At 41.1% G+C, this 17,783-nt stretch carries 20 protein-coding genes; 12 read left to right on the forward strand and 8 right to left on the reverse strand.

The window, feature by feature from the left end:
* Positions 1-97: 97 nt before the first annotated feature.
* Together putP and AC3ZVC_RS00260 are read left to right on the forward strand one after the other, a co-directional pair.
* Positions 98-1,561: a sodium/proline symporter PutP gene (gene putP / locus AC3ZVC_RS00255; protein WP_490065743.1), complete on the forward strand. Its 1,464-nt coding sequence runs from the start codon at positions 98-100 to the stop codon at positions 1,559-1,561.
* Positions 1,562-1,679: 118 nt separating this feature from the next.
* A complete protein-coding gene (locus tag AC3ZVC_RS00260; RefSeq protein ID WP_490065744.1) occupies positions 1,680-2,909 on the forward strand; it encodes a PucR family transcriptional regulator in 1,230 nt (409 codons plus the stop codon).
* 32 nt (positions 2,910-2,941) lie between these two features.
* Here the strand turns inward: AC3ZVC_RS00260 and AC3ZVC_RS00265 are convergent, their stop codons facing one another.
* Both AC3ZVC_RS00265 and AC3ZVC_RS00270 read right to left on the reverse strand, forming a co-directional pair.
* Positions 2,942-3,130 (reverse strand): hypothetical protein, encoded by a 189-nt coding sequence (locus tag AC3ZVC_RS00265; RefSeq protein WP_490065745.1) that lies wholly within the window; start codon positions 3,128-3,130, stop codon positions 2,942-2,944.
* A gap of 87 nt (positions 3,131-3,217) precedes the next feature.
* Positions 3,218-3,403 (reverse strand): histidine kinase, encoded by a 186-nt coding sequence (locus tag AC3ZVC_RS00270; RefSeq protein WP_490065746.1) that lies wholly within the window; start codon positions 3,401-3,403, stop codon positions 3,218-3,220.
* A gap of 241 nt (positions 3,404-3,644) precedes the next feature.
* On the opposite strand from AC3ZVC_RS00270, the gene AC3ZVC_RS00275 reads away from it, so the two are divergent.
* The gene (locus AC3ZVC_RS00275) at positions 3,645-4,493 is read left to right on the forward strand and encodes a YitT family protein (RefSeq protein ID WP_214725998.1); all 849 of its coding nucleotides are present in this window, start codon (positions 3,645-3,647) and stop codon (positions 4,491-4,493) included.
* Between the two features lie 62 nt (positions 4,494-4,555).
* Here AC3ZVC_RS00275 and AC3ZVC_RS00280 read toward each other — a convergent pair whose 3' ends face one another.
* Positions 4,556-5,062 carry a ferritin gene (locus AC3ZVC_RS00280; RefSeq protein WP_490065747.1) on the reverse strand — a complete coding sequence of 169 codons (507 nt, stop codon included), beginning with the start codon at positions 5,060-5,062 and terminating at the stop codon, positions 4,556-4,558.
* A 333-nt stretch (positions 5,063-5,395) separates the two neighbouring features.
* On the opposite strand from AC3ZVC_RS00280, the gene AC3ZVC_RS00285 reads away from it, so the two are divergent.
* The 6 genes from AC3ZVC_RS00285 (at position 5,396) to AC3ZVC_RS00310 (ending at position 10,751) form a co-directional block, all read left to right on the forward strand.
* Positions 5,396-6,025, forward strand: coding sequence for an NAD(P)H-binding protein (locus AC3ZVC_RS00285; RefSeq protein ID WP_490065748.1), 630 nt, complete (start codon positions 5,396-5,398; stop codon positions 6,023-6,025).
* Between the two features lie 15 nt (positions 6,026-6,040).
* On the forward strand, positions 6,041-7,648 hold the full coding sequence (locus tag AC3ZVC_RS00290; RefSeq protein WP_490065749.1) for an FMN-binding glutamate synthase family protein: 1,608 nt from the start codon (positions 6,041-6,043) through the stop codon (positions 7,646-7,648).
* Positions 7,649-8,288: 640 nt separating this feature from the next.
* The gene (locus AC3ZVC_RS00295) at positions 8,289-9,119 is read left to right on the forward strand and encodes a 5'-methylthioadenosine/adenosylhomocysteine nucleosidase (RefSeq protein WP_490065750.1); all 831 of its coding nucleotides are present in this window, start codon (positions 8,289-8,291) and stop codon (positions 9,117-9,119) included.
* A gap of 185 nt (positions 9,120-9,304) precedes the next feature.
* Positions 9,305-9,655, forward strand: a complete 351-nt coding sequence (locus AC3ZVC_RS00300) for a DUF1360 domain-containing protein (RefSeq protein ID WP_490068767.1) — start codon at positions 9,305-9,307, stop codon at positions 9,653-9,655.
* A 206-nt stretch (positions 9,656-9,861) separates the two neighbouring features.
* The gene (locus tag AC3ZVC_RS00305; protein ID WP_490065751.1) at positions 9,862-10,242 is read left to right on the forward strand and encodes a hypothetical protein; all 381 of its coding nucleotides are present in this window, start codon (positions 9,862-9,864) and stop codon (positions 10,240-10,242) included.
* Entirely contained in the window at positions 10,239-10,751 is a 513-nt protein-coding gene (locus AC3ZVC_RS00310) for a hypothetical protein (RefSeq protein ID WP_490065752.1), read from the forward strand. The genes AC3ZVC_RS00305 and AC3ZVC_RS00310 overlap by 4 nt, the downstream gene beginning before the upstream one ends.
* 249 nt (positions 10,752-11,000) lie before the next feature.
* Here the strand turns inward: AC3ZVC_RS00310 and AC3ZVC_RS00315 are convergent, their stop codons facing one another.
* A complete protein-coding gene (locus AC3ZVC_RS00315) occupies positions 11,001-11,783 on the reverse strand; it encodes an alpha/beta fold hydrolase (protein WP_490065753.1) in 783 nt (260 codons plus the stop codon).
* A 14-nt stretch (positions 11,784-11,797) separates the two neighbouring features.
* Positions 11,798-12,079, reverse strand: coding sequence for a GNAT family N-acetyltransferase (locus tag AC3ZVC_RS00320; protein ID WP_490065754.1), 282 nt, complete (start codon positions 12,077-12,079; stop codon positions 11,798-11,800).
* Between the two features lie 262 nt (positions 12,080-12,341).
* On the opposite strand from AC3ZVC_RS00320, the gene AC3ZVC_RS00325 reads away from it, so the two are divergent.
* The gene (locus AC3ZVC_RS00325) at positions 12,342-13,556 is read left to right on the forward strand and encodes a CynX/NimT family MFS transporter (RefSeq protein WP_490065755.1); all 1,215 of its coding nucleotides are present in this window, start codon (positions 12,342-12,344) and stop codon (positions 13,554-13,556) included.
* 10 nt (positions 13,557-13,566) lie between these two features.
* Here the strand turns inward: AC3ZVC_RS00325 and AC3ZVC_RS00330 are convergent, their stop codons facing one another.
* A complete protein-coding gene (locus tag AC3ZVC_RS00330; RefSeq protein WP_490065756.1) occupies positions 13,567-13,932 on the reverse strand; it encodes a DUF488 domain-containing protein in 366 nt (121 codons plus the stop codon).
* Between the two features lie 134 nt (positions 13,933-14,066).
* On the opposite strand from AC3ZVC_RS00330, the gene AC3ZVC_RS00335 reads away from it, so the two are divergent.
* Complete coding sequence (locus AC3ZVC_RS00335; RefSeq protein WP_214725722.1) at positions 14,067-14,291, forward strand: hypothetical protein; 225 nt, start codon at positions 14,067-14,069, stop codon at positions 14,289-14,291.
* 218 nt (positions 14,292-14,509) lie between these two features.
* Here the strand turns inward: AC3ZVC_RS00335 and hemG are convergent, their stop codons facing one another.
* Positions 14,510-15,895: a protoporphyrinogen oxidase gene (gene hemG, locus AC3ZVC_RS00340; RefSeq protein WP_490065757.1), complete on the reverse strand. Its 1,386-nt coding sequence runs from the start codon at positions 15,893-15,895 to the stop codon at positions 14,510-14,512.
* Between the two features lie 119 nt (positions 15,896-16,014).
* On the opposite strand from hemG, the gene AC3ZVC_RS00345 reads away from it, so the two are divergent.
* Positions 16,015-16,377: a DoxX family protein gene (locus AC3ZVC_RS00345; RefSeq protein ID WP_490065758.1), complete on the forward strand. Its 363-nt coding sequence runs from the start codon at positions 16,015-16,017 to the stop codon at positions 16,375-16,377.
* Positions 16,378-16,630: 253 nt separating this feature from the next.
* Here AC3ZVC_RS00345 and AC3ZVC_RS00350 read toward each other — a convergent pair whose 3' ends face one another.
* A complete protein-coding gene (locus tag AC3ZVC_RS00350; protein ID WP_490065759.1) occupies positions 16,631-17,695 on the reverse strand; it encodes a C45 family autoproteolytic acyltransferase/hydrolase in 1,065 nt (354 codons plus the stop codon).
* Positions 17,696-17,783 lie beyond the last annotated feature (88 nt).

A 17,783-nucleotide genomic window follows, 5' to 3' on the forward strand; every position in this document is an offset into this window, starting at 1 on the left:
TAAGTAATGAGAAAGCAAAGCCAAACGCTTTCTCATAGCTTGTTTTATCTAAATATTTACAAAATTGAAGTACAGAATTATTAAAGGGGGATTATATATGGATTATGCATTGCTTATATCCATTACCGTCTATATGATTGGAATGCTTTGGATCGGCTATTACGCCTATAAACGAACTTCCAATCTATCAGACTATATGCTTGGCGGACGAACTCTTGGTCCTGCCGTTACAGCATTAAGTGCCGGTGCATCCGATATGAGCGGCTGGCTGCTGATGGGGCTTCCAGGTGCCATGTATGCCACAGGTTTAAGTGCATCCTGGATTGTTATCGGCTTAACGCTTGGAGCATGGGCTAACTGGCTGTATGTTGCACCAAGACTGCGTACCTATACTGAAGTTGCCAATGACTCCATCACCATTCCTGGATATTTGGAAAACCGTTTCGGCGATACATCCAAAATCCTTCGCCTGATTTCAGGATTAGTTATCATGATATTCTTTACTTTTTACGTTTCATCAGGTATGGTTTCCGGTGGAGTTTTATTCCAAAGTACTTTTGGGCTGGATTATCACACAGGCTTGTGGATTATCACAGGTGTTGTTGTAGCCTACACACTTTTTGGCGGTTTTCTTGCCGTTAGCTGGACAGACTTTGTCCAAGGTTTGATCATGTTTATTGCACTGATTCTCGTACCATTAGTAACATTGTTCCATATAGGCGGGTTCGGCCCAGCTATCGATACAGCAAGATCCATTGATCCGGCACTGCTTGATATCTTCACAGGGACAAGCCTGCTTGGCATCATCTCCCTGTTTGCCTGGGGACTTGGCTACTTCGGGCAGCCGCATATAATTGTCCGCTTTATGGCAATCAGTTCGGTAAAGGAAATCAAAAAAGCCACCCGCATCGGAATGGGCTGGATGATTTTCTCAAGCATTGGCGCAATGCTGACAGGCTTTCTTGGTATTGCTTATGTTGCTGATACAGGCATTAGCCTTGAGGATTCAGAGACCATTTTCATCTTATTGGGAGAAGTACTGTTCCACCCGATTATAACTGGATTCTTAATTGCAGCGATCCTTGCTGCCATCATGAGCACGATTTCTTCCCAGCTGCTGGTGACTTCCAGTTCACTGACAGAGGACTTATATAAAACGTTCTTCCGCCGTTCAGCATCTGATAAAGAGCTAGTTACAATTGGAAGATTATCTGTATTACTTGTTTCAATTGTTGGATTGATTATTTCATGGGAGAAAAATGAAACGATTCTTAACCTTGTTGGCTATGCATGGGCAGGTTTCGGAGCATCATTCGGACCGCTAATTCTCCTTAGCCTTTACTGGAAGCGTATGACTAGATGGGGCGCCTTAGCCGGAATGGTTATCGGGGCAAGCACCGTTATAGTTTGGTCAAGCGCTGGCTTATCCGGAATCCTCTATGAAATGATTCCAGGCTTTGCTGCCAGCTTCATTGCCATCATAGTCGTAAGCCTTCTAACAGAAAAACCTTCAACAGAAATAGAAAAACAATTTGAAGACTTTGAGAAATCATTTAAATAACTTTTATAGCAGGACTGGGCCAGAACGGCCTAGTCCTTTTGTTTTCGACAAAATTCGGGTGGTACCTGGTACCGATTTTCTCTATAATAAAAAAAAGCAATACTTAGGAGGTAGCCGTATGAGCCAGCCGCTGGAGAAGATCCTTAATATATCAGATATAGATGAAATAACGGAAATGGTGAGTACTTTTTTGAAGAAGCCGGTTGTCATCGAGGATGAGCAGTTTTCGCTGCTGGCTTACAGTTCATACTATATCGAGCATTTTGATCAGGCCAATCAGCAGACTATTTTCTCTAAAAGATGGCCTATTCCCATCTTAGAAAAGTTTATGGATGAAGGTATTGTTGAGCAGCTGAAAACCATTCCAGAGCCTTTTCGCATAAAGCGGATGGAAGATATCGGACTTAACCAGCGTGTGGTGGTCAGCGCTAAATACAAGGATCAGATTTTAGGTTATATTTGGGTTCAGGAAACGGATGGCTTGCTATCGGAGAATGAAATGAAATTTTTGCTTGAAATCTCTTTTCATATTGGCAAGCTTCTTTATCAGAAAAACTTACTAAAGCTGCGCAAAGATGAGGAGAAACATCAATTTTACAGAAAGATCATTGACCGGACATACCACACGGAAGACCAAATCAAATGGGAAGCAGCCAATGTGAAAATCATCCTTCCGGAGGCATTTCTTATAAATGTATTTACCGTTGCCCAGGCAGACGAAGAAATTTTTGCCGAGCTGACAGAAACAGTGCGCTTGTTTGCGAACGCACTCAGCCATCCGGCTCATATTTTTACAAATCAACTGGAGATTATCGTTTTGATTGGCAGCAGTTCTCCGGCTCCTGGAAGCCTCTCAGAAGATGCACATGAATTGACAAACACCGTCCTCAGCCAATTCAAGCTTCAAGCAGTATATGCAGGAATCGGCGGTGAATATACGTCCATCCTTAAACTGCGGAAAAGCTATGCAGAGGCACAGGAGGTCATAAAAGCAGCAAAATTTATCGGGTCGCCTGAAGAATTGCCATATGAATATAAGAAATTATGGGTATTTCGCTATTTGGAGCCTATTGCACAGCATAACAGCAAGACGAATTACGTGAATGAAGACCTTTTGAAGCTGCAGAAAAAAGACCTGGAAAGCCAGACGAATTTACTCAAAACTCTTGAGGTATATTTATTAAACAACTGCCGTCTCAAGCCCACTGCAGAACAGCTCTTCATTCACGCAAATACGTTAAAATATCGAATGAAGCAAATTACAGACCTTACTGCAATCGATTTTGACGACTTTAACACAAGATGCCAGCTGTATATCGATTTACAGCTCCTAAAACGGAAAAAATAAGGCTGATTCCTTGAATGGAGTCAGCTTTTGACTTATCTTCCTCTAAATTTCCCCGGATTTTCCACCCTGACAGATATGATTTCTCCGCAGTTTAAGCAAAACTGATATATTTTGAGAGACCCTGTTGAAAACTTACTATTTAAAGGTTTAATCGGCATAAAATCAGTGCCTTCAGCGAAATCTGTATTTTTACATTTTGGACATTCATCTTTGTTTGACATCATCTCAACTCCTCACCCTTTAGATACGATCCCCTGTCAAAAAAGTTCCCAAAAAAAGCCTGTCCCCCATACAGAGGAACAGGCTTTTTAGCTTTCATCTTTTTCAGGCTTGAACAGAAAATACGAAATAACACCCGATAAGAGCGCTGCACCGGCTGCTATTAACATTCTGATTGATAGGTCTATTTGCTGATAATCCTTGTTAAGCATCCACATAGCCGCAGCTGCTACCAGGACCATGATCGGAATCACGATGAGCTTTCTATTTTTCAAGATTTCTTACTTCCTTTCATTGCATTTCAATATGGCAGGTTTGCCTACATTCTATTATATAAAAAGTGAAATCAAATGGATAATTAGACACCTTTATTGCAAACCCTTCCAATTGTCATAATTATTAAACCTTAATTATTTGTCCGCATTCCCTTTACAAAGGGTGTTTATGGGCTATATAATCCCGTTGTTCCACTTTTTACGGAAAGCGAAAAAAATGTTAGAAAAGGAGGTTGCGGCGATGCGACAAAAAATACTTTCCTTTTTATTGATAAATCTAGGAGCATTCCTTGTTTCAATAAATGTCCACTTTTTCTTGTCTCCCAATAATTTAGCAACAGGAGGAGTCAGTGGATTGTCGATTATTATGAATGACTTGTTTCCAGGGCTCTCAATTGGAACTTTCATGATTCTTGTCAATATTGTACTGTTTTTGGTAGGATTTATTTTTCTCGGCTCGGGCTTCGGTGCCAAGACCATTTATGCAAGCTTCGCCCTTTCGTTTTATGTATGGGTGCTTGAAAATTACGCACCAATCAGCCAGCCGCTAAGCGATGATATTCTCATACAGCTGATTATCGGCCAGTGCATCGCCGCAACTGGGATGGCAATTGTCTTTAACCAACAGGCATCCACCGGCGGAACGGACATTATCGCAATGATTTTTAATAAATACTTAAACATTGAAGTAGGCCGAGGCGTGCTTCTGGCGGATTTATCGATTGCTCTATCCTCCACCATTCTATTCGGTCCGCAAGTCGGCATGTATGCATTCTTTGGTGTCATTATAAATGGATTTGTTATTGATTATGCACTTCAGCAATTTAATTCAAATAAAGAAATCGTCATTATCAGCCGTCACAGCGATGAAATTAAAACATATATTGTTCATGAGTTAGGTAAAGGAGCAACCATCCATACTGCTACTGGAGCCTTTACCTCAGACCAAAAAGAAGTAATTACAACCATCCTTGGCCGCAAAGATTTTACAAGGCTGAAAGGTTATATCACTCAGGTTGATAATAAAGCATTCATCACCGTCCATACCATGAACGAAATTCTCGGACAAAACTTCAAACGATTAGCTTAAATATAAATAAGCCTCATCCGCCATGGATGAGGCTTATTTATATTTTACCATTTACATAATCATTACTCCCCTCCAGGAGTAAATGTCCTTTTCGCCAGCTCATTTTCAAGCATAAAGAATGCATTGCTGTCATCATCAATCCGTTTTAGCTTCTGAATCAAGCTATCAAATAAAGCTTCTTCCTCGACCTGCTCCTCAATGAACCATTTTAAAAAGGTCATGGTCGCATGCTCCCGCTCATCAAGGGCGATATCGGATAATTTGTAAATCCGGCTGGTAACTTCCTTTTCATGGGTCAGTCCTTTTTCAAACACATCCAGAACAGAGCTAAAGTTGTTGTTAACAGGCGGAAACCCTTCAACAGTCACCCTTGCCCCGATATCATTTAAAAAATTGTAAAACTTCATGGCATGGAAACGTTCTTCCTCTGCCTGGACTAAGAAAAAGTTTGCAAACCCATCCAGGTTTTCAGCGGAACAATATGCTGCCATAGCTAAATAAGCATGCGCTGAATAATACTCATAATTCATTTGGCTGTTCAATTCTTTGATTAGTTTATCGCTCAACACCGCAATTCCTCCTATAATTCTTTCTTCTATTACCATTCCCTATGAGGACTGAATCAAGCGTAAAATCTCTTCAAAAACCAAATAATTAATAGCTTTTATCCGTTCTTTTCTCAGGATCAAAAATTGTGGAGTTATTTAAAAAAATACTTATGTTATCAGCAAGTATAGGGATGCGTTTGAACAAGTTGAATCTTCTGCTGATCAATTAACCATGCTAAAAATGAGAGAAAAGAGGTATAGCGCAGCTCCAATGGGGCTGCATTTTTTTGTTTTAGCTCCTTTTGGTTTTAAAATAGCCCCTTGTGGAAAAAGGGTAAAAAAGGAGGCGTTTATATGAAAGTAATCGTAATAGGTGCCAACGGCGATGTTGGGGAGCATGTAGTCAGGAAGCTGTCTGAGAAAGACATAGAATCTCTTGCAGTGGTCGCCAATGAGAATCAAATAGAAGATCTAAAAAAGCTGGGTGCGTCTAATGCAGTGGTATATGACGAGCAGAATCTTTTATCACACCTTCAATCATCAGATGCTGTTATTTACTTAACAGGTGTCAATCCGAAAAAGCATACAAGCAAAACCGTCATGGTAGACCATCAATCTGTTTCAGATACAATCCAATTGGCGCAAGAATCAGGTGTAAAGCGATTTGTGATGATGAGCGCAGTTAAAGCCGAAGAGAGTGAGAACGACCAATCCCGGACGATTGCTGCCAAAGATTTGCCTGAGGACATGCTGAAGGATGCCAATTTTATTTATACAGTCGTACGACCTGGCCAATTAACAGATAAACCAGGTACCGAAATGGTACAGGCAACAAATAAAATACATGATAGGTCAGCAGAAATCCCCCGTGAGGATGCAGCAGCAGTTCTTGTTGAATCTTTGGAAAGTGAAGCAGTTTTTAATAAAACAATAGAAGTATCCTCAGGAGATACCCCTATCCATGACGCACTAAACTTAATTTAATTGAAGGAGGATCATATGAGCTTAACAGATTATCTAGTCATTGCACTATTTATATTTATTGCACTTGTCATTTTAATACCAGTCTTCCTTTTTATCTATTGGTATATAAAAGATGACAGGCAAAAACAGCATTCCATACTCAGAAACTTTCCGGTTATCGGTAAGGTACGGTATATTACAGAAAAAGTCGGTCCTGAATTAAGGCAATATTTGTTTAACAACGATACAGAAGGCAAGCCTTTCTCCAGAAAAGAGTATCAGGACGTTGTGAAAGCCGGAAAGTATAAAGAAAGACTAATAGGATTTGGATCAATAAGGGACTTTGATAATGAAGGCTTTTATATCCGAAATACACTGTTTCCAAAGCTCGTCGATGAAATGAAGGTTGATAATACCAATAAAATTAAAACACGTGTATATAAAGTTGATGGTGACAATTTGTTTTCAAGAAAGGAACATAGTGAAGAAAAACTGGCAGATCCCTTTTATCTGCGTGATGAAGACGCTGTCATCCTGGGTGAAACCACCTGCCGGCATCCATTCAGAGTTAAGGGACTTGTCGGACAATCAGCCATGAGCTATGGTTCTCTTGGAGAAAAAGCCATCACCGCCTTGTCAAAAGGTCTTGGCCTGGCTGGCGGCACTTGGATGAATACCGGTGAAGGCGGTCTTTCACAATATCATTTAGCAGGAAGTCCGGATATCATTATGCAAATTGGGCCGGACATGTTTGGCGTCCGAAAACCAAACGGAGAATTTTCATGGGAGGAATTTAAAAAGAAAAGCGAAATCCCTGAGGTAAAAGCTTTTGAATTAAAGCTCGCCCAGGGTGCAAAAACTCGCGGGGGACATGTTGAAGGCGAAAAGGTTACAGAAGAGATTGCCAGTATTCGCCTTGTTGAAGTGGGAAAAACGATTAACAGTCCAAACCGTTTCTATGAATTTGATGATGCCCCTTCCATGTTTGATTTTATTGAAGAACTGCGTAGTGTTGGCGGCAAGCCGGTTGGAATGAAGATCGTAGTCGGTGACCTTGATGCACTCGAAAAAATGATTTCATATATGAAGGAAAGCGGGAAAGGCCCTGATTTTATTACAGTCGATGGAGGTGAAGGCGGTACAGGAGCAACCTATCAGGAGCTTGCTGACAGTGTTGGTCTTCCTATCCAATCCGCTCTGACTGTGGTAGACGAAATGTTAAGACAGTATGAAGTTCGAGACCGTGTGAAAATCATCGCCTCCGGAAAACTAATTACACCTGATAAAATTGCGATTGCTCTTGCAATGGGTGCAGACCTCGTCAATATTGCCCGAGGCTTTATGATCAGCGTTGGCTGCATCATGGCACAGGTTTGCCATACAAATCACTGTCCTGCAGGAGTGGCTACAACCGATAAAAAGCTACAGGACGGATTAATTGTCGAGGAAAAACATTATCGAGTCTGCAACTACGTTATCTCTCTAAGGGAAGGACTTTACAATCTTGCCGCTGCTGCCGGAATTGAGAACCCCACCTTATTCGAAAGGAAGCATATTGTCCATAAAGATAAATTTGGCAGAGTCTCTCCACTCGAAGAAATTCTGCAGGCAGCAAAAAGAACTCAAATGCAAAAGGAAGGATAAAGAAGAAAAAACCTGGTCCCAACTTGGGATTAGGTTTTTTCTTCTTTATTTAATATTTTTCCACTCAAAGGGGATAACTGCAAATAAAGTTTCAGATTTTAGGCTGCCTTTTTAGATTTTGTAATCAAAACCGCAACCCTCTGTGAAATGGCCCCTCTATTGTATCTTGCTCATCCCCCCACTGTTTTTTTAGATTCTTTTCTAAAAGATTGTTGCTTTTAGATAGAGTCCATAAATAAAAACATTGTTAAGTAAGTTTGGTTGATTGGAGCGCAAGGTGCGAGACTCCTGCGGGAGGAGTGGACAGGTGAGACCCCACAGGCGCTGCGCGCCGAGGAGGCTCACCGCCCGCCCCGCGGAAAGCGAGCATCCTGGAGCGGAAATCAACCACTCCTCATTACTTGTTTAAAAGCAACAAAGTTTGCGAAAACAGCCTTTTTTAAAAATTACCTTTTCACTTCCAAATAAACTCTCTTTATTGATCTTTATAGGTAAGTATTTCCATATGTGAATAAGTCTATAGATTCCCTTGTATTTAAAGGTGAACTCTGTATAATAAAAGACGAACGATTATGTAATTTATTTTGTTATAGTTCGTATTTAGATCAAGGAAAGTCTATTAAATTATCCAAGGAGTGACATGATGAAGTTTTTTACAAAAGCAACCTTTTTTATCGCACTTATCTCCCTTTTATCCCTATCGTTATTGGGATGCGCCAGCCAGGAAGTTATGACATCAGATGGGACAGCCCAGGCGGCTAAAAATGAAAAGCCAGCTGTTGGCATTATTGGCCCAATGGCCGAAGAAATTGAAATACTGCACAGCCACATGGAAGTAAAAGAAACCACTGAACTTGCAGGAATGACCTTTTACCAAGGGACCCTCAAAGGGCAAAATATCGTACTTGTTCAATCAGGAATCGGCAAAGTAAACGCTACAATGGCAGCTCAGCTTTTAATCAATGAGTTTAAAGTAGAAAAGCTTATCAATTCAGGAATAGCAGGTGCTATCCACCCGGATGTCAATATGGGTGATATCGTTATTTCGACAGACACCGTACAGCATGACATGGATGAAACGGCAAAGGGCTATGAACCTGGGATTATCCCAAGGATGGACATCGGTTATTTTGAAGCAGATAAAGAACTTGTTCGCCTTGCAGAAAAGGCAGCTAAAAACCTGCCTAAAGAGATTAATGTTTTTACAGGCCGCATCGCAACAGGTGACCAATTTATTGCCAGCAAAGAAAAAAGCGAATGGATTCTTAACACATTTGAGGCTTACGTTGTAGAAATGGAAGGTGGAGCAGTTGGACAGGTTGCCCACTTAAATGAAATCCCATATGTCGTCATCCGCTCAGCATCAGACGATGCCGGTGAAGAAGCGGTTATGAAGTGGGAGGATTTTAAACAGCTTGCAGTAACAAATTCCTCATCGATCATTGAAACCATGCTGGAGAATATGGAATAAAGCAAAAAACAGATCAGCTAAAAAGTTGATCTGTTTTTTTGTATGTATATGAATTTCATTTTAATTCCTATTGTGAACAATTTGTGAACGCTTCCCGATTGTACCTTTACTTTCCTTTTTTGCGGTAAGACTAAGCTTACAAAAAGGAGGATCATGCTGTGGAAATATCCTGGATCACTTTTATTATGATTATATTAGCAAGCTACCGCTTAACTCATTTAATTGTTTTCGATAAAATAACTGAGCCCATTAGGAACCATTTTTTAGTGAAAAGAGAGACACCCTCCCACCAATTTAAGAAAGTACCAAAGTCGATGTTCGGATATTTGCTGACATGCTATTGGTGCACGGGTATGTGGTCAGCTATCCTGCTCGGATCGTTATACATCCTTCTCCCGTCATTTGGATGGTATCTAATTTTCATTCTTGCTATAGCCGGCGGGCAAGCCATACTTGAATCATTTGTAGGTGTTAACATTAAAAAGACAGAATTATATGCTGATAAACTCATGAAGGAGACTTCTAAAACCAATTAGCAAGCAAAATGCCCCAGAGGCTTTGTTAATGTACTAAGGTACTTTTTAATAAGGAATAAGTTTACCATCTACACCTTTTTCTTACATATAAACAGGACTATTGTGGGATTTTGTCGTTTTAAATCGAATTCCCTCTACAATCAAGGTATAATTTAGATTGGAAAAAATAGATACATAGTAAACGCTTTATATAGGGGAGGATTTATATGATGGGATGGGTAATAGCCATTTTGTTTGGTTCAGCAGTTGTGCTGCTCATTTTATCGTTTTTTAAAACGACGAAATCAAAATCAAATCTTGAGCAACAAATTGATCAGGTAACTTTTTCATTAAAAAATGAAATCCACGAGCTGCAGCAGCAGATCAGAAATATTGAATTAGATGCAGAGATTACTGCACACCAGTCAGGCTCCATGGGAGGAACATCGGAAGAACGCTTATTGCTGCGTGAGATTCTTGATCTTCATAAGCGCGGGTATTCCTTTGAGAGCATTGCCTTGAAAAAACAGCTTTCACCTAATGAGGTAGAGCGGATGCTCTTACCTTATTTATCAAAAAGGGCTGAAAGGAGCATGGTTGCACAATGACAGCTAATTCCTTGCGCAGTTTTGCAGCCGGACTTTTAGTGGCTGCGGTTTTGACTGGCAGCGCCTACTTTTTTGGACCTTCTGAAGCAAAGAGCACTGAGAAACCGGCAGATAAAACCGAAAAAGCAGTTAAACAGGAAAAGCTGACTGACAAAGAAATGATCGGTCTGCTATCCTCTAAAGGCTATGTAATAAATACAGAAGATGAGTGGAGCGATCAGCTGGCTGCCGCTGCAAAAGTCAATAAAAAACCGGAAGAAAAAACGGAAGAGAAATCAAATAAGGAAACCGGCGAAAAGGTTGTCTATCGTACCATCCTGACAGTCTCGATGGGCATGACAAGCATCGATGTTGGCAATGCACTTGAGCGAGCGAATATAATCGATAGCGGAATCCAGTTTTACAAAGATGTTGAAAAACGCGGCTTGGCGAACGAACTGCGACCTGGAACATTCGAAGTGGAAAGCGGAATGACAACAGATGAAATCATTTCGGTTATTTTTAAGTAGTTTTAATAGGAAAAGCTCCTTTTAGGCAATAAAAAGGAGCTTTTTTCTTTGGTTGAATCATCCTGAAAATTGAACGAGAGCTATTTATTCGGGCATTATAAACTTTAATTCCGCGGTTAAAAAGAATTTATGTGAACATAGCCCCGATTTATGCAGATAAAAAATTTTATGTGCGAATAGATCAGATTTATGTGCGCATAAAAATCTGATGACTCTTCACGTTTAAAGTTTTTATCTTATGGTTCTGCTTTAAGCCTCCAAAAATCCGCGAATCACTTCAATAAGCTCCGCAGGGGCTTCATACATGCTCATATGCCCTGCACCTTTAATGGTCACCTGTTGGATATTCAGTCCCGTGACGGTAAAAGACTTTTCAGGCGGAACAACCTGATCTTTTTCACCAGCGATCATTAATACCGGCAGTTTCGAATTTTTTAGTACATGATTACGGTCCGGCCTCTGTTTCATCGCTTTCAAAGACGCTTTTGCACCTTCCGGATTAGTGCCATAACCAATCTCTTTTGCCTGTTGTTGTTCTTTAGGGTGCTTTTCTCCTGGTGCAAAAAGATTGGGAACGAGTCCATCAACAAAGGATTTAATTCCTTCTGCATCGATTTTCGCGGCAGCCACTTCCCTGCCCTTCTTCCCTTCTTCGGAATCCGGATTGGCTGTGGAATGGACAAGTGAGAACTGTTTCAGCCTATTCTCATAAGCTTCAGCAAAAGCAAGTGTTACATAGCCGCCAAGCGAGTGGCCAATGAGAGACACTTTCTCCAATCCCAGTTCCTCAACAGCACCTTTAATCATTTCTGCCATTGCTTCAACTGATATTTCTCCTGCAGGCAGATCAGAGCCTCCGTGTCCGGGGAGGTCAACCGCAATTACTCGGTAACTCTCAGCTAAAGCTGGTATCACATTCTGCCAATAGTCCTTACTGCCGCAGAATCCGTGAATCAGTACAACTGGTTCTCCCTGGCCTGCATCATAGTAAGATATTGCTGCACCATTAACTTCTGCTCGTTTAGCATCCATTCTAAACACCCGCCTTATTTTGCTAGTACATCCTGGTATTCACTTTTTCGATCAAAGACAGCTTTAGCATATGAGCATAGAGGTACAATTTTCAATCCCTTCCCACGCGCCTCCTGTACGACACTATCTACTAGCTTTCCTGCAATTCCCTGACCACGGAGCGAATCACTCACATACGTATGGTCAATCGTTACCTGAGATTCACCGCTTGGTACAAAGGTAATTTCAGCGGCCATATTTCCTTCCTCATCATTTACAAAAAAACGGTTCTCTTCTTTTTGAATTTCTGCACTCATTTAATTCCCTCCCTATGGGTTTCCAAAACTCATTGCTAATTCTAATATGTCCTTATGCTTGTATGTTAACATACTAATTGGAAAAATTATCTTACCCGCACTTTAATACTCTAAATTTCCCTCCTTTCTGACGCCCTTAAACACGATCACTCAAATTTTCTTTTCCTCTATACTTTTATCAGAATATTCATTATAATAGTTCGAATAGCGTAATAATTTCATTTCCCTTTAGGGCACTAATAGGACATAGCGGGGTGAAAAAGTGTTTCCTGTAAAAATAAATAAAAATACAGTTTTAATACTGGGCATCATCTTTGTTGCTTTCAATCTTAGACCTGGCATAACTGCAGTAGGACCGCTGATTAGTTCAATCAGATATGATATTGGAATCTCAAATGGGCTGGCTGGCCTGCTCACTACCCTTCCTTTGCTGGCTTTTGCCTTTCTTTCTCCTTTTGCACCAAGAATCGCCCGAAGATTTGGCAATGAAAAAAGTATTTTGGGCGGACTCGCTGTACTGGGGGCGGGAATAATCATCCGCTCTACCATCTCTTTATTTTTGGGTACGGCTTTAGTGGGCATGGGAATCGCGGTATGTAATGTCCTTCTCCCTGGAATAGTAAAGGAACGCTTCGGTAAAGTGGGTTTGCTGACAGGTGTTTACACATTTTCTATGGGACTTTGGGCAGGCCTGGCCCCTGGACTAAGTGTGCCTCTGGCAGAAACATGGGAGATCGGCTGGTCGTGGTCACTCGGTGTTTGGATTATTTTAGTGGTAATCGCAATTCTGATCTGGCTGCCACAGCTTAAAGCAAGAAAGGAGAACACCGACATAAAAAGGATTGTCTCCTCCAGCTCTTCTCTCTGGCAGTCCGGTGTTGCCTGGCAGGTGACCCTTTTTATGGGCTTGCAATCACTCGTTTATTTCTCCTTTATCACCTGGCTGCCTGAGATTCTTAATGATCGGGGATTTAATATCGAAACAGCAGGCTGGCTGGTCACACTGATGCAATTTTCCGGACTGCCCGCTAATTTTATTATCCCTGTTCTCGCAGACCGGCTTCCAAACCAAAAAGCAATAGCTGTTGGAATTGGCGTCTTTTGCACTGCTGGTATAACAGGGCTTCTTCTTAATATAAATTCTTATATAATCATAGTGAGCATTATACTAATCGGCATTGCTTTGGGTGCGGCCATCAGCCATTCATTAACATTGATCGGTTTGCGTGCGGCCAATGCGAAACAGGCTGCTGAATTATCAGGCATGGCTCAATCGGTAGGTTATTTGCTTGCTGCCCTTGGCCCGTTTTTGATCGGTTTTATTTACGACTTTTTTCATGCTTGGACACTTCCGTTAATCCTGCTAGTGATTGTTACAGTTGTTTTCACATTGGCCGGAGTCGGTGCAGGGAGAAATCAATATGTATTGGAAACAACCTTTATAGATAGAAAGAAATCCCCTTCTACCATTGCATAGTAAGGGGATTTCACTTTATTTTTCGAATCAGTTCCTCACATAAAACACGGGCATGATTATGGATCTGGTCTTTCGCGGCATATAGTAAGGTGACCTTATTCACTTTAGACATACTGGCCAACTCTTCGATCTTGCGGATCTTATCTTCATGCGTACGCAGCTCAATAAGATACTTTTCACGAAATTCATTAAAAAGTTCAGGTTTGTGATTAAACGCTTTTCTTAGCTCGCTGCTTGGTGCAATATCCTTTTCCCAAGCTGATAGGCGTACAGCCTCTTTCTTTATTCCCCGCGGCCAAAGGCGGTCGACTAATACACGGTAGCCATCATCTTCATCAAGTGGATCGTAAATTCTCTTTATAAAAATTGCTGCCATCTGCAAGCACCCCTTCAAGAAAGGTTCCTTTTTAGTATTTTTTCGTTTCAATATCTATTGTGATTTGCTATTATTTTACTATAAACACATTATACAAATTTTTCTAATTACATGAAACGTGAGGTGTAAGGAATTTGACAGGTACAATTGCAGTCATTATGATTTTCTCAATTCCCATTATCGGCATCCTGACTTTTCATACACAAAGACTGGCAAAAATTAAACATAACATGATTAAAGATGAAATCACCCTGGAGAAACTTAAACAGGAAAACTTTCTGCTTGAAACGGAAAAAATGAAACTTGAACTTGAGCATATTAAGATTGAAAACACCCATGATAAAACGAATATTATATAACTTTTTTAGGGCTTTCTCTTCGGGCCCTCTTTTTCTGCCTCCAAAGGAACAGTAAATATAATATCCTGCTGAATCTATCAAAGTATCTTCCTTCCAATCCTTAATAAAACACATATTTTGATAAAGCGGTGGATAATAAAATAAAAATTGAGTGTGAGTTTGCTTAAAAACAAAGGCGCATAATAAAATCCCCTTCTTTTCATGAGGGGACTTTATTATTATATTTTCTCGATAATTTTCCTGGCAGTGCTTGCCCCATTTTCAATGCAATCCGGTATGCCGACCCCGTAATAGGAGCAGCCGGCAAGCCATACTCCCGGGTAATCCTCAGTCAGCATGTATTCAAGTGCTGCCACTGTCTTTGGATGGGTGATTAGGTAATTGGGCATTTTTTCAGTCCAATTGGTCACCTCGCTTGCTGCAGGTTCAGCCGTAATGCCTAGGCTTTTTTCTATATCGGCTAAAGCCACCTGCAGAAGCTCCTCTTTATTCATTTCCTTTAGAGATGCATATGCCGGATGGCTGCTTTTATAAAATAATCTTAAAAGCAAATTGCCGCTTTCTGAAGTATGCTTCCATTTGCGGCTTGTCCAGGTGCAGGCATTGCATGTTAATTCATTGGTATTTGCAGCGATAAAACCTGTACCGTCTGCAGGAAGCTCGCTGTCCGGTATATTAAAAGCAACATATATGGAAATAAGCGAACTATTTTTAAGACCGCTAAACCCCTTTTCAATCCCTTGGTCATCGAACAGCTTTTCTGCCGCATTATGCGGGATGCTGAGCACGATATGATCTGCTTCCAGACTTTCCCCATTGGTAAAAGTCACCCTGTATCTGCCATCTGCTTTTTCAATTTTGGCTGCCTGGGTATTTTTCAAAATTTCTTCACCATTCAATTTTTCTTCATAAGCATGTATCAGTGCCTCAAGGCCGCCTTTAAATGATAGAAACTTTTTTCCGCCGCCGCTCTGGAACACATTTCGGTTTTCTTCAAAGCCTTTAATGATACTCCCGTACTTTTCTTTATAATCGAACACTTGCGGAAGAGTTGAAGCAATCGTCAAGTCGTTTAGATCACCTGAATAAACACCGGAAAGCACAGGCCCAATTTGTTTTTCGACCAATTCTTTACCGAAAAAGTGCTCCAAAAATTCGCCGATGGAATCATTCTTCGTAAAACCTTCATTTTTCGTATAAAGATCCTTTAGCGCTGCAACTTTACCTTCTGCAGACACAAGGGTCGTTTTTGCCAGAGATTCAACGCTGGCTGGAATCCCGAATACAGAATCTGCAGGAATCAGTTTTAGCTTCCCATCGCTGTATATAAACGACCGCCCCGACGCGTTATAAACGAGTTCTTCTTCCAGGCCAAGCTCCTGGATAAAATTCATCTCATTGGCTTTACGGGCAACAATCGAATCTGCGCCCGCTTCCATCACAAAGCCGCCTTCCCGGACAGTGCGAATTTTGCCGCCCAGCTGTGCTGATGATTCTGCCAGCACAAGCCTTATATCGTAATGATTTTCTTTTTTCCATTTATTTAATTCATACATAGCGGACAGCCCTGTAACCCCGCCGCCAATGACCAACACTGTTTTCACCTGTACACACCTCTATTTACGTCCAATTCATATATAAAGTGTACCACATAATATCTGGATCAAAGAATGTGATGGTTTGTCCAAATGATGAATATATATTAATAAAGGGGGCAGTGAACATGAAGCATTCAGTTCTTACGATTAACCTGCTTCGATATTCAGTATCATACGTTTTTATAGTATCCGGTTTTATGAAGCTGATCAGCGCGGAAATAGGCAATTCTTTTGTAAATCTGGGGCTTCCCTATCCCGAACTTCTCATGCATGTAGTCGCTTTTCTTGAAATCGTATGCGGTGTATTAATTCTTTTTAATAAAAGTACTAAAAACGCAGTCATTCCACTGATCAGCATTATGATTGCGGCCATTATCCTGACAAAAATACCAGCTCTTAATTCAGGTTTTATGCCTTTTGCCTTCGACGCCAGGCTGGATGTCATCATGCTTGTATTGCTCTTTATTTTATATAGGCAATCTAGGTAAGCTGAACTGATTGTATTAAAGAATGCTGATAGGACGGGAAGTGACGGATATATTGGAAAATTGACCGAAAAATCAAAATCTGATATCGAAAAATTGACCGATATCATTAAAATCTGGCCGATAACCTTGGGAAAGTGACCGATATATCCGAAACACCCTATAAATTTCATGAGAGAAGCCCTTCCAAATAGAATAAAAAGGTTAGATTTGGAACGAATTATAGAAAAACGGAGAGCTCAGCCTCTCCGCTTTTTCATTTCCGAAACCAATTCGCATGCTCATCCATATGCAAAAAAGGAATGTCCGTATTAACTTCTCCATTTATCCGATCGAACTCGACATCCTGCCCGCTAAGCCACTTGGAAAAATCAAATACAATCGGTTCCCGGTCTCCCCCTAACGAAAACCAGGCCTTCATCTCTTTAGGCAAGTAAGCAGATGTATGGATCGTTCCCGCCCAGCTGCCATATAGATCGGAAAAAACGCCTTTGTCCGTATCATTTAAAAGACGGAAAGCCTCATGGGCACTTAATGGCTGCTCCTGCCGGTTTTTCATTACATCCAGCCTGCGCATGCTATCCACCAGATGGTTCCGGTTCTCATGCTTCATCATTTCAAAATGGTTCGTGCAGGCAGTTGTCTGGCGGATTTCCACTCCCCGAGGGGAGGCTTCCACTGCATAAGTCTCACCGCTTCGATCGTATACCACATAAGTAAAAGAGTGGCGATGGGGAATTTCCTTTAGCATATCGACCGCTTCACTGACATTGGCACATGACTCCAGTATAAGCCTGCCAATCATACAGCATATAAAGCCATCCCCCGGATTTTTCCGGTTCATAAAGTTATAGCCAATCACGAGCCCTTTTTCATTCATGCCATCCATCCGGCCCGTCACCCGCTGGCTGGGTCCTATGATCGCATAGCCCCGATCTGTTGGCTGATAAAAGGTATAACGCCCCTCATATGTTTTTGGATGATAATCATAATTTCGGATCAGGTAGTCTTCACCAGTTATAATTGAACAGCCTGAACGGACATAATCCAATCGATAGCCTCCAAACTCTTTTAGTACTCTTTCTATGGGCCATCCAAGTGCTTCCTGCAATCCAAGCAGCTCATCCCAAATGCCAGGCGCAAACCTGGTAATTGCATTTCTCGCTTCACCTTCATTAATGGAGAATCGCGGCTTTCTCACCTTCCATTGATCCTCGCGGTTTTTTACAGAAAGTGAGTCCCTTAATTTCTCTCCTTGCATATACCCAAAATCAAAGTGGGTACCCCGAAACTGTATAATATCACTGTAAATCTTCTTCAAAACAAATCCCTCTTCTTTTATTTTCTTTTGTTAAGGATATATGAAGAGTAACTGAAAATCTAGCAGACGGACTTGCAATAAAAAAGAC

Source organism: Cytobacillus sp. C11.1, assembly GCF_058145115.1.

What these genes read in the sequence shown, in the direction of transcription:
- putP (WP_490065743.1), top strand. Translation starts at nt 98, where the DNA reads ATGGATTATGCATTGCTTATATCCATTACCGTCTATATGATTGGAATG.
- AC3ZVC_RS00260 (WP_490065744.1), top strand. Translation starts at nt 1,680, where the DNA reads ATGAGCCAGCCGCTGGAGAAGATCCTTAATATATCAGATATAGATGAA.
- AC3ZVC_RS00265 (WP_490065745.1), bottom strand. Translation starts at nt 3,130, where the DNA reads ATGTCAAACAAAGATGAATGTCCAAAATGTAAAAATACAGATTTCGCT.
- AC3ZVC_RS00275 (WP_214725998.1), top strand. Translation starts at nt 3,645, where the DNA reads ATGCGACAAAAAATACTTTCCTTTTTATTGATAAATCTAGGAGCATTC.
- AC3ZVC_RS00285 (WP_490065748.1), top strand. Translation starts at nt 5,396, where the DNA reads ATGAAAGTAATCGTAATAGGTGCCAACGGCGATGTTGGGGAGCATGTA.
- AC3ZVC_RS00290 (WP_490065749.1), top strand. Translation starts at nt 6,041, where the DNA reads ATGAGCTTAACAGATTATCTAGTCATTGCACTATTTATATTTATTGCA.
- AC3ZVC_RS00295 (WP_490065750.1), top strand. Translation starts at nt 8,289, where the DNA reads ATGATGAAGTTTTTTACAAAAGCAACCTTTTTTATCGCACTTATCTCC.
- AC3ZVC_RS00300 (WP_490068767.1), top strand. Translation starts at nt 9,305, where the DNA reads ATGATTATATTAGCAAGCTACCGCTTAACTCATTTAATTGTTTTCGAT.
- AC3ZVC_RS00305 (WP_490065751.1), top strand. Translation starts at nt 9,862, where the DNA reads ATGATGGGATGGGTAATAGCCATTTTGTTTGGTTCAGCAGTTGTGCTG.
- AC3ZVC_RS00310 (WP_490065752.1), top strand. Translation starts at nt 10,239, where the DNA reads ATGACAGCTAATTCCTTGCGCAGTTTTGCAGCCGGACTTTTAGTGGCT.
- AC3ZVC_RS00315 (WP_490065753.1), bottom strand. Translation starts at nt 11,783, where the DNA reads ATGGATGCTAAACGAGCAGAAGTTAATGGTGCAGCAATATCTTACTAT.
- AC3ZVC_RS00320 (WP_490065754.1), bottom strand. Translation starts at nt 12,079, where the DNA reads ATGAGTGCAGAAATTCAAAAAGAAGAGAACCGTTTTTTTGTAAATGAT.
- AC3ZVC_RS00330 (WP_490065756.1), bottom strand. Translation starts at nt 13,932, where the DNA reads ATGGCAGCAATTTTTATAAAGAGAATTTACGATCCACTTGATGAAGAT.
- AC3ZVC_RS00345 (WP_490065758.1), top strand. Translation starts at nt 16,015, where the DNA reads ATGAAGCATTCAGTTCTTACGATTAACCTGCTTCGATATTCAGTATCA.